Raw genomic sequence first — 14,471 nt, forward strand, 5'->3', positions numbered from 1 at the left:
ATTACTCCTTGACCGGCGGCACGTCGGTGCCCAGACCGTTGGTCTTGTCTTTCTTGAGGCTGTCCAGCTGCTCGTTCATCCAGCCACTGTCGTCGCGAATCGGCGTATTCATGTCGTTGCCGTTCTGGTAGTTATCCAGAATCGCCTTGGCTTCCGGAGTCAGGTTCTGAGGCTGAACCCATTCTGGCAATACCGGTACATTGGTGTACGGCATCAGCGCCACGCCCTCTTCATCCTGGGCCAACTGCTCGGCACGGATGTAGTTGTACTTGCGGCCAGACAGGCCATTCATGGTCACCCCATCACGAATGATGGTGGGCTTAATGAAGATCATCAGGTTGCGCTTGGTCTTTTTGGAACTGGTGGAGGTAAACAGCGCCCCCAAGTAGGGGATGTCACCGAGCCACGGCACCTTGGAGACACTTTCCTGCACGTCTTCGTTGAGCAGGCCGCCCAGGACAATGGTCTCGCCAGAGTCTGCCAACACCGTGGTTTTCAGCTCCCGCTTACCAAAGGTTACGTCCACCGAGGTCCGGCCGTTGACGTTGGAGGTCTCCTGAACAATCTCCATCTGCACCGCATCACCTTCGTTGATCTGAGGCCGAACGGTCAGCTTGATGCCGACCTCTTTGCGCTCTACGGTCTGGAACGGGTTGTCGTTACCGGAGCTGGCGGCGGAGCCAGTGATCACCGGCACCTCGTCACCGACGATGAAGCTGGCTTCCTGGTTGTCCAGGGTGGTGATGCTCGGGGTGGCCAGCACGTTAGAGTTGGTGTCGGACGCCACCGCCTGCAGCAGAGCACCGAAGTCACCGAACTGCACGCCCCAGGCCATACCGTTAACCTTGGCCAATGCCGCAGCCAGGGTAGAGATGTCGCCAGGGGTATCCGGGTTCTCGGTACAGGTACCGTCATTACACACGGTCGACCCTTCGGTCTCCTGCGCATCCCACAAACCGGCACCAATCTCGCCGATGGTGACACCGGTACCGTTGTTAAACTGAGTCAAACCGCCGGCCTCGGAGTACATCTGCACCCCGAAGGCGATGTCATCGCCTTCGGCGATCTCAACGATGATCGCTTCCACCAGCACCTGGGCGCGGCGAATGTCCAGCTGGCGAATTACGCTCGACAGCTCCTGCATCTGATCCGGTTGGGCGTTGATCACCAGGGCGTTGGAGTCGGCATGGGCCATGATGGTGATGCCCTGGCTCTTGCTGCCGGAACGGCTGCTGCCTTTAGACGCCTCGTCGGCTTTCTCCAGGCTGTCGGCAAAGCCGGACAGCACCTCCTGCAACTCCTCCGCCTGGGCGTACTTGAGGTAGAATACCTGAGTGTTGCCGGAGTTACGCATGTCTTGATCCAGCGAGTGCACCAACTGCACCGCCCGCTTACGGGCCTTCTCATCACCGCTGACCACCACCGAGTTGGTTCGCTCATCGGCCACCACCTTGGGAACGCTGCCACTGGCGCTGCTCTGCTGGCCGCCACTGCGGTACAGGGCATCAATGATGCGAACCATCTCCGCTGCCGACGCGTACTGCAGCTTCACCACCTGAACCTTGGTGTCACCCTGAAGGTCGACCCGCTTGACGATCTCCACCAGCTTGTTCACCACCGAGGCCCGGCCGGTGATCATCAGTACGTTGGAGGGGTCGTAGTTAACCACATTACCGCCGCCGCTGTTGTCATTGAGCTGGCGCAGCAGTGGCGCCAACTGCTTGGCTTCGACGTTGTACAGCGGCACGATGCGGGTCACCATCTCATCGCCGGCACCGGGACGCTCTTCATCCGCCACCCGAATGTTGGCGTTCTTGGCATCTTTGCCCTTGATCACCTTGATGATGTCACCGTCCATCTCGACCACGGCATAGCCATACACCTGCAGCACACTGAGGAAGAACTGGTAGTACTGCTCGTCGTTGAGCAGGTCGTAACTGCGGACGTTGATTTTGCCGCGAACCGTCGGATCGACGATGATGGTTTTTTGCAGGTTTTTACCAACAATATTGATAAATTCCTGAATGTCTGTGCCTTTAAAGTTGGCCGCATACTGAGCCGCCATCACTGGCGTACCCATAGCAAAAATCGAAGCTCCGGCAATCAGACCCGCTGCAATGCGATTGCGAATCCAAGGCGTTCGGCGTGTGTGTGTCTTCATTGTATTCCCCATAGCCTCGATCATTTTTGGTTGGGCAGGCTAAACATAATTTCAGTAAGTTGACCTTCACGCTCCACCATCACGGCCATTTCCGTCAGCTCCGGCAACTCCGCCAGTAACTGCATCGCCTCTGACATCTGGGTGAGATCATATCCATTGATGGCCACCGCCAGATCACCGGATTTCAATCCAGCATCGGAAAACAGGGCGCGGTCTTTACCGGGATTGAGGCGATAGCCTTTCAGGCCACCGTCCGCTTTCACCGGACTGATTGAGATGTAGTCGGTCAGCTTACCGGGATCGGTCAGCAGATCCGTGCGGGCGGCGTCCAGTTGCGCCGACACTTTGTTATTATTGCGCATATCCTGGGTCCGAGGCTCAGAAGTGCCGGTTTTCAGCCTCTTAGTCTCTTCGGAGATGGTTTTGCTGTATTCGATGCCGTCCAGCATCAGGGTCTCGTAGCGGCCGCGGTTTACAATAATGGCGCGATCGGCATACACCTCATGCAGGCTAGCCGAGGTGCTCTTGATCTTGTCGCCGATGCCATAGGTCTCCTGGCTACCGGCACTTTCAATCACCGCGATGCCACGCTCCTGCTCGGAACTGGCCACCAGACCGGTCAGCAGAATACGCAGGGTGGTTTTGGGCGCATCGGTGATCAAGCTGGTGTCCACCGGCTTGGGTTTGTTGGATTCTTTGCTCTTATCGACATCGCCGAACAGCGACAACCGCTGCACCGGAGCCAAGTCCAGTGCCCCACTCTGGCCGGACTGCTGCACCGACGGTCGCCATACCGCCGCCGGCTCCTGAGCCTCGGGCACCAACATCCAGGTCAACTGAGATGCGATATAGATGGCATAGACAGCCAACAACAGAGTGAGAACGCGGGCAATGGCCGCTTGTGGCAATTTTGCAAGACCGTGAAGCCCTTGCTGCAGATAATCCATATAATTAGTGCTCTTTACTCATCCAGCCAGCAGCATTATCGAGTTCATTTAGAAAGAAATTTCGCAAATATTCATGCTAACCCACGGTCTGCCGTACGAACAAGCATAATACTTGGACAATAAAAGTAGATAGGCGAATAATGGTCAAATTTAGCCAATTATGCTACCTTTGGCGGCCACACCGCGCTGTGAGGCCTCCCCAGTTTTTGATCTTAAAAGCTGCCGTTATGTCACTCTTTTCATAATCTGACACTGAACCATGACCAAAAAACGTACCAAAACTGAAATTACTGCTGTCCGCCTGGATAAATGGTTGTGGGCTGCGCGTTTTTACAAAACCCGGGCGCTGGCCCAGGAAATGGTCAGTGGTGGCAAAGTCCACTATAACGGCCAAAGATGCAAGCCCAGTCGTCAGGTTTCTGTCGGCGGGATGGTAAAACTGTGGCAGGGACATGATGAAAAAGAAGTGGTGATAAAAGGCTTATCCGAGAAGCGTTTATCCGCACCACTGGCACAAGAGCTGTATCTTGAAACCGAACAAAGCTTGAAAAAACGCCAGGCCGCCTCCACATCTCGACACATCCTGGCAGCCGGAATGGCCAACCCCTCGGTTCGCCCAGACAAGAAACAACGCCGCCAAATCATGAAGCTGAAACAGCAGTAAACGAGAGACCATCATGAGCCAAGACAAACTACACCGTTACCTGTTCGAACAAGCCGACGTCCGCGGTGAAATCGTGCAGCTGCAAGACAGCTACCAGCAGATGCTGGCCGGCAAGCCGTATCCCAAGCAAGTCGCCACTCTGATGGGCGAAATGCTGGCCGCCACCTCCCTGTTGACCGCCATCCTGAAGTTCGAAGGCGAAATTGCGGTTCAGCTGCAGGGAAATGGTCCGGTCAGCCTGGTAGCCGTCAACGGCAACCACAACCAGCAACTGCGCGCCATCGCCCGCTGGGAAGGAGAGCCGGAGCATCAGGATCTGCGTGAGCTGATCGGCACCGGTCAGCTGGTGATCACCATCACCCCCACCGAAGGCGAGCGCTACCAGGGCATCGTCGGCCTGAGCGAAGACAGTGTGGCTGGCTGCCTGGAGCAGTACTTTGACCAGTCTGAGCAGCTGAAGACCCGGCTGTGGCTGCACGCCGATGGCATCAACGCCGCCGGCATGCTGCTGCAGGTCCTGCCTCAGAGCGACAAGGAGCAGGATGTGGAGTTTGAACACCTGGAGTCCCTGACCGATACGGTCAAGGCCGACGAGCTGTTCGGCCTGGAAGCAGAGCAAGTACTGCACCGCCTCTATCACCAGGAGGAGGTTCGCCTGTTTGACGCCACCGACGTCAGCTTCAAGTGCGGCTGCTCCAAGCAACGCAGCCTCAACGCCCTGGCCAGCCTGCACAAGGATGAACTGCTGGAGATCGTCGAAGAGCGGGGCCAGATCGACATCCATTGCGACTACTGCGGCGAAAACTACCGCTTCGATCGCATCGACCTGGAAGCGCTGTGGTCCGGCAACGCCCCGCAGTCTGATCAACAACACTGATAGATTCCCGCTATCAATGAATAATGGCGACCGCCAGGTCGCCATGTGATCCCGCTCACGAACATCGATCTTTACGCCTATCCTCGCTACACTCCTCATTGAACAGTAAATGTTCAACCCAGTCCCAAAAAAATTTGAATAAGGCTGATGGCCTGACCATCGCGCCAAGGAGTCAAAATAGTATGACCACATGCAGGATGCGTGTCTTGTCCAACCTCTCCACCAGTGAACTGGTTGAGCAAGCACTGGCACGTGGCGAGGGCGTCCTCGCCGACAACGGTGCCCTCTGTGTCGAAACCGGTACCAGAACCGGCCGCTCCCCCAACGACCGCTTTATCGTTCGAGAGCCCAGCACCGAAGGCGACATCGACTGGGGCCAGGTCAACCGACCGTTCGACAGCAACAAATTCGATGCCCTGTGGCTGCAGGTGGAAGCCTACCTGACCGAGAAAGAGTGTTTTCAGTCCGAGCTGGAGGTAGGGGCCGACCCCGAGCACTACCTACCGGTACGAGTGACCACCGAAACCGCATGGCAACAACTGTTTGCCCGCAACCTGTTCATTGTGCCCAAGAAGTACAATCAGGCCGACAAGGCGGAATGGCAAATCTACAACGCCCCCGGTTTCCGGTGCCAACCCGAGCGAGACGGCACCCACTCCGACGGCTGCGTAATCATCCATTTTGCCCAGCGCAAGGTACTGCTGGCGGGCATGCGTTACGCCGGCGAGATGAAAAAATCGATGTTCTCGGTGCAGAACTTCCTGTTACCGGCCAAAGGGGTGCTGCCGATGCACTGCTCCGCCAACGTCGGCGAGACCGGCGATACCACCCTATTTTTTGGCCTGTCCGGCACCGGCAAAACCACCCTGTCGGCGGATCCCAAGCGCGCCCTGATCGGCGACGACGAGCACGGCTGGGCCCCCGGGGGCGTCTTTAACATCGAGGGAGGCTGCTACGCCAAGTGCATCGACCTGTCCGCCAAGAACGAGCCTGTCATCTGGAACGCCATCCATTTTGGAGCCGTGCTGGAAAATGTGGTTCTGAATCAACAGCGCACCCCGGACTATGGCGATGACCGCCTCACCCAGAACAGCCGTGCCGCCTACCCGCTGGAGCACATCGAACGTCGCATCGCCGCCAACCGCGGCGCCGAACCCAACGCGGTGGTGTTCCTCACCTGTGACGTGTCCGGGGTATTGCCCCCGGTCTCCTGCCTCAGCAAAGAGGCCGCGGCCTACCACTTCCTATCCGGCTACACCGCCAAGGTTGGCTCGACCGAGATGGGGGCCGCAGACGGTATTGAGTCGACATTTTCCACCTGCTTTGGCGCGCCGTTTTTCCCCCGGGCCGCTGGCGTGTACGCCGAGCTGCTGATGAAGCGGATAGAGAGTTTCGATACCAAGGTGTACCTGGTGAATACCGGCTGGACCGGCGGCCCCTACGGCCTGGGACAACGGTTTGACATCCCCACCACCCGAGCCATCATCGATGCCATCGTCTCCGGCGAACTGGCCAACACCAAGACCGAGCACCTGCCGCAACTGAACCTGACGGTACCGGTGGCGGTCAGCGGCGTCGACAGCACTCTGTTGAACCCGAGACAGACCTGGGCCGATAAGGACAAATACGATCGCTACGCGGCCAAGCTGGCGGCAGAATTTAGCGAAAATTTTGTTAAATACGATGTGTCTCAAGCCATCATCGACGCCGGCCCGAAACGCTAACGATTCCGGCATCACCACCGGGCCGCCCCGTTGAGGGCGGCTTTTTTACGTTTAGTGCATCGTGACTAAAACAATCGCCCTTCGAAACCGAACCGCTGACTGCAACCGCAATGGTCACTGACTTACGGTGCCAACAGAGTGTCACGCAAATGAATAATCTCGATTCTCAGCCACAAAAAAGGGCACCGATGGGTGCCCTTTATTATCTCCAGAGGTTCACTCTGTCGCTTTCGGTGGTTGCCACAGTTGCCAGCCGGCGTCACTGACGTCACTGGACTCTTTGCCCAGCAACAAAGTGTCCGGCGAGATCCAGGTCAACGCTTCCCATTGGCCATCCCCGACCGGCTGGTACTCTTTTGCATGCTCCCAGTCCACCCCCTGCTCGGTCAGATCGGCAATCCATACAAAGGCGTTGAAATTCAGCCCACCTCGGTAACCCAACAAAGCCAGCTTACCGGTTTGAGGCTGCCAGTCGGCGGCGCTGATGTAACCCCACACCGGCAAAGACTGCTGCGCCTCGACCCGGTAGCTGCCGGGGATTTTAGGCAACTTGTACACCCGTGAACGGCCGTTGCCCCAGTTCTTGGAAAACACCCACAACGACTCCTTGGTGGCCACCAGGGCTTCGCAATCAAAGTTGTGGGTGTAGCCCTTGCGGCTGAAGTCGGTCTGTTCGGCGAAGCTGAACTGGATCGGCACCGCGCTGACCGGCCCCTCCCCCTCGGGAATCGGCGTCCGATAGATGGTCAAATCCTCACGATTGCCGCGATTGTTGCCGCAGTCCGCCACAAACAAGTGCTCACCGTCACTGGCCACATCCTCCCAATCCCGCGCTCGAACGCCACTGAAGCGCACCTGCCCCAGGGGTTCCCCCTGCGCGGAGAAACGAAACAGCCGGGCGCTGTCGCCGCTGTCGTTGTGGGCCCACAACTGGCGGCCGTCCCAGGCGATGCCGGAGATCTCATCCAGCACCGGCGGCAACGGCCGCAGTTGCGGTGGATGCGGCGCCGCCAGGGCGGCGGCCAGCATTAACGAGGTAACCATACTGTTGCCTTCAATCCTCCGTGGCTGCGGTTGGCCAGTTCCACCCGGCCTCCTTCGCCATCCACTACACGTTTTACGATCGCCAGGCCCAATCCGGACCCCACCGACCCCCGCGCCGTATCTCCCTGGGTAAAGGGTTCAAACAACGCCTCGATCTTCTGAGGCGGAATGCCCGGGCCATTATCGGCCACGGAAAACCACACCCACTGGTCATCAAAACCGGAACTCAGTTTCAGGTCACCGCCGCCATAGCGGATCCCGTTTTCAATCAGGTTGGCCAACACCCGTTTCATCGCCACCAGCGGCAGAGGAATCGCCGGCACCTGTCCCAGCTCCAGCTTCACCTCGGTATGGCGCAGACTCTCCTGCACCGCCGCTTCCTGCAGCAGCTGATCCAGGCTGTGTTCGGTCAGCTCCTCCGCCGGGTTACCGCGCACAAACTCGATGAACTGATCGATGATCTGGTTCATGTCATCGATGTCATGCTCGATGCCCTCTTTCAGGAAGCTGTCCTGATCCCCCATCATCTCACTGGCGAGGCGAATGCGGGTCAGCGGGGTTCTCAGGTCGTGGGACACCCCTGCCAGCAACAGTTGCCTGTCGGTCTCCAGCTGCTTCATGGAGCGGGACATCTGGTTAAAGGCCTGAATTACCGCCACCACCTCCGCCGGGCCCTTTAACGGTAAGGGGTCCGGGAATTTCCCTCTCGACACCGCCAGTGCCGCCCGCTGCAGCCGCCTCAGGGGACGGCTCTGCTGGCGGGCGAACCACCAGCCGCCGGCCACCGACAGGGCACCGATCACCATCAGGTAGATGGTCAGGGGGGAGATTTTGGATTCATCGAAACCGGTCAGGGGCACCCGCAGCCACACCGACGGGGCCTGAGGTGGACGAATCCAGATCAGGAACTGCTCACCGGCGGAGATTCGCACTTCGGCATCACCCCCCAGGTAATGGGACATCTGATCCGACAGCACGTAGTAACGCCGGGCCATGCTCAGGCCGTTTTTACGCGCCTCCGGCTGGGTGAACACCTCCATGTAATCGTCATCTTCCAGCTTATCCCGCAGCGCATCCACCACCGTCAGCCGGGTGCGATCCAGCTCCAGGTCGCGAAACAGCAGCTCCACCTGGCGCGCCAGCAACTGGTTGATCTGCTGAGTCGACGGCCGAATGACGTAGATCGACATCGACACGTAGGACACCAACTGGTTGATCAACAGCAGGCAGCCAATCAGCAGCACCGTCTGGCCAAAATTGCTGCGGGGCAGCAGTCGCGACAACATCAGCCGGCGCTACTTAGCCGAACTGCCATCGGGGACAAACACGTAGCCCAGGCCCCAGACGGTCTGAATGTACCTTGGGTTACTGGGGTCGTCCTCGATTAACCGGCGCAGGCGCGACACCTGGACATCGATGGAACGCTCCAGGGCGCTGTAATCCCGGCCCCGGGCCTGATTCATCAGCTTATCCCGGCTCATGGGCTCTCTGGGGTGGGACACCAGCACCTTGAGCACCGCAAATTCGCCGGAGGTCAGCGGGATCACCTCATCGCCTTTAAACATCTCCCGGGTCGCCAGATTGAGGCGGTAGTCACCAAACACCACCTCCTGCTCCTGCTGGGACGGGGCGCCGGGCAGTTCACCGGGACGACGACGCAGCACCGCTTTGATGCGTGCCAGCAGCTCGCGAGGGTTAAAGGGCTTCGGCAGATAGTCATCGGCCCCCAGCTCCAGGCCGATGATCCGATCCACCTCGTCGCCTTTGGCGGTCAGCATCACGATGGGAATCTCGTTATTGGACTGGCGCAGACGACGACAGATACTGAGGCCGTCCTCACCGGGCAACATCAGGTCCAGCACCAGCAGGTGGAAATTCTCCCGCTCCAGTAGGCGGTCCATCTGTTCGGCGTTGGCCGCCGCCCGCACCTGATAACCCTGCTCACCCAGATAACGTTCGATCAACCCACGCAACCGCAGGTCGTCGTCCACCACCAGTACCTTGGAGGTTTCCTGATTCATTCGCCTCTCCCTTAATCCGCTGCTCGATAGCGTATCTCGTTGATATAGTACACCTGTTCGCCCTCAGGTGTGGCAACGATCACCTCGTCGTCCACCTGCTTGCCCAACAGGGCTCTGGCCAGCGGAGAGTCGATACTCACCTTGCCCTCGCTGACATTAAATTCATCCGGCCCCACCAGTTGGTAACGACTGTGCTCTCCGGCCTCGGACTCCAGCTCCACCCAGGCGCCGAAGAACACCCGGCCCTCCTGGCGGGCGTCGGGCTCGACAATGCGCAGCACCTCCATCCGCTTGGACAGAAACCGCACCCGGCGGTCAATCTCCCGCAGACGCTTTTTGCCGTAGATGTATTCGGCATTTTCAGACCGATCCCCCAGCGCCGCCGCTTCCTGTACGGCCTGAGTCACCCTGGGGCGCTCCTCTTTCCACAGGTACTTCAACTCCTGCTCCAGAAGATTCCAGCCTTCACGGGTAATCAAATTGGCTTTTTTCATTTGGCTTCAATTTCTTAACGGGTCAATCCGAGGAACTATAATGATATCAACCCCTGAGCCTTTGCGCCTCAATCTGACTCAACATTCCTGCCGGGTGTGCTATGGTGCCAGTCGGTTATTATTTCCAACCTACACCAGACAAAGGCCATTTGACTCGCTATGCAGACCATCGCTCAACGACTCGCCCAGGAACTCCAGGTTCGTACTCAACAGGTGGACGCCACCATCGCCCTTCTGGACGACGGTGCTACCGTGCCCTTCGTCGCCCGTTACCGCAAAGAGGTGACCGGCGGTCTGGATGATACCCAGCTACGGCAACTGCATAGCCGTCTGAATTACTTGCGGGAACTGGATGCACGCCGTGAAACGATTCTGCAAAGCATCGACCAACAAGGCAAGCTGGATACAACTCTGCTTACAAAGATCCGCGCCGCCGACAGCAAAACCGAACTGGAAGATCTGTATCTGCCCTACAAGCCCAAACGTCGCACCAAGGGGCAGATCGCCAAAGAAGCCGGGCTGGAACCGCTGGCGGATGCGCTGCTGAACCAGCGGCAGCTGGATCCGGAGCTGGCCGCCAGCGGCTACCTCAATGTCGACGCCGGCATCGATACCAACAAGGCCGCCCTGGACGGCGCCCGCGCCATTCTGATGGAGCGCTTTGCCGAACAGGCCGAGGTGATCGCCGCAGTGCGCGAGCACATGAATCAACAGGCACAGATGGAGGTCCGGGTCAGCCCGGGCCAGGAGCAGGCCGGTGCCAAGTTCCGCGACTACTTCGAACACGACGAGGCCTTTAAGCGCATTCCGTCCCACCGAGCTCTGGCGATGCTGCGCGGCCGGAACGAAGGCGTGCTGACCCTGAACTTGAACGCGGATCCGCAAGCGGAACCCGGCCAGAAACACAGCCAGTGTGAAAGCATCATCGCCGAGCGCCTCAATCTGAAACTGGGCAATCAGCCGGCAGACGCCTGGCTCAAGAGCGTGGTGCAGTGGACCTGGAAGGTCAAACTCAGCCTGCAGATGGAAACCGAACTGCTGGGGCAGATGCGGGAACGGGCGGAAGCCGACGCCATCAAGGTGTTCGCCGACAACCTGGGTGACCTGCTGATGGCCGCCCCGGCCGGGCCCCGAACCACCCTGGGCCTGGATCCCGGACTGCGCACCGGCGTCAAAGTGGTGGTGGTGGATCACACCGGCAAACTGCTGGCTACCGACACCATCTACCCCCATGCGCCCCGCAATCAGTGGGACGCCTCGATTCAGACCCTGGCCAAACTGGCCAAGGCCCATGGGGTTGAACTGGTGGCCATCGGCAACGGCACCGCCTCGCGGGAAACCGACAAGCTGGCGGCGGATCTCAAGCAGCGTCATCCGGAGCTGAAACTGGAGAAGGTGATGGTCAGCGAAGCCGGCGCCTCGGTCTACTCCGCCTCCGAAACCGCCGCCAAAGAGTTTCCGGAACTGGATGTGTCCCTGCGCGGCGCCGTCTCCATCGCCCGTCGGTTGCAGGATCCTCTGGCCGAGCTGGTGAAGATCGACCCTCAGTCCATCGGCGTGGGCCAGTATCAGCATGACGTCAGCCAGACCCAGTTGGCCCGCTCCCTGGATGCCGTGGTGGAGGACTGTGTCAACGCCGTGGGCGTCGACGTCAATACCGCCTCGGCCGCCCTGCTGACCCGGGTAGCCGGATTAAGCCAGACCCTGGCCCACAACCTGGTCAGCTACCGGGATCAACACGGCACCTTTGCCGAGCGCAAGCAATTGCTCAAGGTGCCGCGGCTGGGGCCCAAGGCGTTTGAGCAAAGTGCCGGCTTCCTTCGCATCAACCAGGGTCGCAACCCGCTGGACAGCTCCGGGGTGCACCCGGAAGCCTACCCTCTGGTTGAGCGCATCAGCCGCCAGTGCGGCAAGCCTCTGGACGCCTTGCTGGGCAACAGCCAGGTTCTCAACAGTCTGTCGGCGACCCAGTTTGCCGACGACCAGTTTGGTATCCCCACCGTCACCGACGTGCTGGCCGAGCTGGATAAGCCAGGGCGGGATCCTCGCGGCCAGTTTGAGACTGCCCAGTTTGCCGATGGCGTCGAGACCCTTAAAGACCTGCAACCGGCAATGGTGCTGCAGGGCGTGGTCACCAACGTGACCCACTTCGGCGCCTTTGTGGACATCGGCGTCCATCAGGATGGCCTGGTGCACATTTCGGCCCTGTCCCATCAGTTTGTGGACGACCCACGCAAGGTGGTGAAAACCGGCGATGTGGTGCGGGTGAAGGTGATGGAGGTGGACATCGAACGCAAGCGCATCGGCCTGTCAATGCGTCTGGATGACGAGCCGGGCCAGGCCAGCAAAGCCAAGGGCCGCCCTCAGGACAAACGCAGTGCTTCAGGGGCGTCACGAAGCGGCAACGCCAAACCGCGTCCGTCATCTTCGCCGGCCGGCGCCATGGGCAACGCCTTTGCCGATGCCTTTGCCAAGGCTAAGCGTTAACCTGAAAGGCCGACGGTTCGGCAGGCTGTGCCACCTGGGTATAGAATCGCTTGATGACACGGGTAAAGCGCTGATAGTCAGTGTCATTCAAGTGAGCTGCCGGGTGGGCATCGACTCTGGGGCCGCTGCCATCACCGCCCTGACGGCTGACGCCGGGACGGGCAAAAGTGGGGGGGCGCCAGATTTCAAACTGCGGCCGGGACTGGGACGGGTGCTGTTGCTGCCCCTCCTCTCCGGATGAGTCCTCATCCGAGTGACGCCGTTTCAGTTTGCCGCTTTTCTGTTGGTTGATGCGATCGTGTTCCGGATCCAGCGCCCGCTCCGACGCCGACTTGTCCGCTTCCCGCGGCGGCACCACAGGCGCACGGGCCAGCTCCTGCTGCCGAACATCATCGGTAGCAGGGTTGGTCGTGACTATGGGCACTTGCGGGTAGTTGGATACCAGGAACATCACCCCTCCTCTCCTGGTTAATTATTCTCCAATCCCAAAGAAAAGTAAAAAAATCCGTCGTTAACGATGAAACTGCTGCAGTGCTGCCAGGGTCTCTTGCGGATGGGAGATGAACGGGGCATGGGCGGCTTTAGGCAGGATCACAGACACCGACTCCGGTGCCAGGGCGTCGACCAACTGAATCCCGGAGGCTGGCACCAGCGCGTCTAGGCGACCGTAGAGGCGTAACCAGGGCGTGGGCAACTGGGCCAGTAGCGAGCGCTGATCCGCCTGCTGCAGCACCGCCAACCCCTGTCGCAACGCCGCCTCATCCGGGCGCTGCGCCTTCGACAGCGCCTCGCGAATCAAACGGGTATCCTGGCGGGCACTGCGGCTACCCATGGCCTGCAGGGCCACAAAACGCTCCAGAGTGCCGTCAAAGTCCAACTCCAGGGCGGCGGCAAAGCCCGCCAGCACCTCCGGCTTAATGCCGGGCCACTGTGGCCGCTGCTCGAAGCAGGGGCTGCTGGCCAGGGTCACCAGATGCGACACCCGCGCCTGCTGTTGCCGGGCCACCTCGGTGGCCACCAGGCCCCCCATGGACCACCCCAGCAGGGTGCAAGGCGCCGACAGCTGGTCGTTCAGGGTGTGGGTCACTGCCGCCGCCATACCGGCAACCGTCAGGCCATCCCTCAGAGGAGCGCTGTCGCCAAAGCCGGGCAGATCCAGCAGCCCGACCCGAAAGCCCTGCTCAGCCAGCAACTCGGCGAACGGCGCGAATACCGCCGCATTCATGCCCCATCCGTGCAGCAATACGATGGGATGGCCCTGCCCCTGCCAGGTCAGGCTTAATGGTGCGGGGTCGGCTAGGCTTAATGGCATGTCAATTCTCTATCAGACTCTGGAACGGCTGGTGGCGGCCAGTCTACCCAACCGCTGCTACCTGTGCCAGCAACCCCTGCATCAAGGCCAGGGGTTATGTGATACCTGCTGCAGTGATGGGCTGCTGGAGCAGGTGTGTCTGCACTGCCATAAGCCCCTGTTCCAGACACCGCCCCATCGTTGTGGCCACTGCCTGAGCCGCAAACGCTGGCGACCGGTGATCAGCGCCTTTCACTACCACCGGCCGGCGGGGCGGTGTGCCGCCCTGATCAAAACCCAGCAACAATGGGGGCTGGTTGCCCCCATGGTGGATCATCTGGCACAGCAGATCCGGTTTTATCACTCCCAGGGTATCATCGGCTGGCCCCAAGCCCTGGTATCGGTGCCCATGCACCGCACACGGCTGCAGCAGCAGGGCTTCAATCATGCCCACCTGATAGCCCGGGCACTGTCGCAACGACTGGGCGTGCCCCACGCCGAAACCCTGGCAGCCAAGGTGAAAGCCACCCCACCCCAACACGCCCTCAGCGGCCGCGAACGCCGTCGCAACCTGGGTGACGCCTACCGGATTCAGGCCAACTCCGACATTACCCAGGTGGCGCTGGTGGATGACATCATCACCACCGGCACCACCCTGGCCATACTGGCCGCCAGCCTGGGAAAACAGGGCATCGCCGTCAGCCAGTACTGGACCCTGGCCAGTGCCATTCAACGCGTCAGCCGCTAGCCATCATTCGCAC

The 14,471-nt window shown here is 59.9% G+C and carries 13 protein-coding genes; 5 read left to right on the forward strand and 8 right to left on the reverse strand.

Translation table 11 applies throughout. The features are described 5' to 3' along the window. Position 1: 1 nt before the first annotated feature. Together gspD and gspC are read right to left on the reverse strand one after the other, a co-directional pair. On the reverse strand, positions 2 to 2,161 hold the full coding sequence (gene gspD / locus BLT77_RS17340; RefSeq protein ID WP_090367757.1) for a type II secretion system secretin GspD: 2,160 nt from the start codon (positions 2,159 to 2,161) through the stop codon (positions 2 to 4). 20 nt (positions 2,162 to 2,181) lie between these two features. Then, entirely contained in the window at positions 2,182 to 3,108 is a 927-nt protein-coding gene (gspC, locus tag BLT77_RS17345; RefSeq protein ID WP_090367759.1) for a type II secretion system protein GspC, read from the reverse strand. Between the two features lie 259 nt (positions 3,109 to 3,367). On the opposite strand from gspC, the gene hslR reads away from it, so the two are divergent. From hslR to BLT77_RS17360, 3 genes are all read left to right on the forward strand, one after another. Beyond that, a complete protein-coding gene (gene hslR, locus BLT77_RS17350; RefSeq protein ID WP_090367761.1) occupies positions 3,368 to 3,772 on the forward strand; it encodes a ribosome-associated heat shock protein Hsp15 in 405 nt (134 codons plus the stop codon). A 13-nt stretch (positions 3,773 to 3,785) separates the two neighbouring features. Then, complete coding sequence (hslO, locus tag BLT77_RS17355; protein WP_090367763.1) at positions 3,786 to 4,649, forward strand: Hsp33 family molecular chaperone HslO; 864 nt, start codon at positions 3,786 to 3,788, stop codon at positions 4,647 to 4,649. 182 nt (positions 4,650 to 4,831) lie between these two features. Beyond that, a complete protein-coding gene (locus tag BLT77_RS17360; RefSeq protein ID WP_090367765.1) occupies positions 4,832 to 6,373 on the forward strand; it encodes a phosphoenolpyruvate carboxykinase in 1,542 nt (513 codons plus the stop codon). 216 nt (positions 6,374 to 6,589) lie between these two features. Here BLT77_RS17360 and BLT77_RS17365 read toward each other — a convergent pair whose 3' ends face one another. The 4 genes from BLT77_RS17365 to greB are packed head-to-tail and all read right to left on the reverse strand — an operon-like array spanning position 6,590 to position 9,932. After that, entirely contained in the window at positions 6,590 to 7,417 is an 828-nt protein-coding gene (locus BLT77_RS17365; protein ID WP_143026674.1) for an SdiA-regulated/phytase-like domain-containing protein, read from the reverse strand. Continuing rightward, entirely contained in the window at positions 7,402 to 8,703 is a 1,302-nt protein-coding gene (gene envZ, locus BLT77_RS17370; protein WP_090367769.1) for a two-component system sensor histidine kinase EnvZ, read from the reverse strand. The genes BLT77_RS17365 and envZ overlap by 16 nt, the downstream gene beginning before the upstream one ends. Before the next feature lie 9 nt (positions 8,704 to 8,712). After that, complete coding sequence (gene ompR, locus BLT77_RS17375) at positions 8,713 to 9,438, reverse strand: osmolarity response regulator transcription factor OmpR (protein WP_028112663.1); 726 nt, start codon at positions 9,436 to 9,438, stop codon at positions 8,713 to 8,715. Between the two features lie 11 nt (positions 9,439 to 9,449). Beyond that, on the reverse strand, positions 9,450 to 9,932 hold the full coding sequence (greB, locus tag BLT77_RS17380) for a transcription elongation factor GreB (protein WP_090367771.1): 483 nt from the start codon (positions 9,930 to 9,932) through the stop codon (positions 9,450 to 9,452). Between the two features lie 159 nt (positions 9,933 to 10,091). Between greB and BLT77_RS17385 the strand changes: the two genes are divergently transcribed. Beyond that, positions 10,092 to 12,419 carry a Tex family protein gene (locus BLT77_RS17385; protein WP_090367773.1) on the forward strand — a complete coding sequence of 776 codons (2,328 nt, stop codon included), beginning with the start codon at positions 10,092 to 10,094 and terminating at the stop codon, positions 12,417 to 12,419. Here BLT77_RS17385 and BLT77_RS17390 read toward each other — a convergent pair. Both BLT77_RS17390 and bioH read right to left on the reverse strand, forming a co-directional pair. Beyond that, on the reverse strand, positions 12,409 to 12,873 hold the full coding sequence (locus BLT77_RS17390) for a hypothetical protein (protein ID WP_143026675.1): 465 nt from the start codon (positions 12,871 to 12,873) through the stop codon (positions 12,409 to 12,411). The genes BLT77_RS17385 and BLT77_RS17390 overlap by 11 nt on opposite strands. Before the next feature lie 57 nt (positions 12,874 to 12,930). Further along, positions 12,931 to 13,731, reverse strand: a complete 801-nt coding sequence (bioH, locus tag BLT77_RS17395) for a pimeloyl-ACP methyl ester esterase BioH (protein WP_090367777.1) — start codon at positions 13,729 to 13,731, stop codon at positions 12,931 to 12,933. Between bioH and BLT77_RS17400 the strand changes: the two genes are divergently transcribed. Further along, positions 13,730 to 14,458, forward strand: a complete 729-nt coding sequence (locus tag BLT77_RS17400) for a ComFC family protein (RefSeq protein WP_090367779.1) — start codon at positions 13,730 to 13,732, stop codon at positions 14,456 to 14,458. The genes bioH and BLT77_RS17400 overlap by 2 nt on opposite strands. Positions 14,459 to 14,471 lie beyond the last annotated feature (13 nt).

The sequence above is a fragment of the Ferrimonas sediminum genome, assembly GCF_900100175.1.
GTDB classification, from domain to species: domain Bacteria; phylum Pseudomonadota; class Gammaproteobacteria; order Enterobacterales; family Shewanellaceae; genus Ferrimonas; species Ferrimonas sediminum.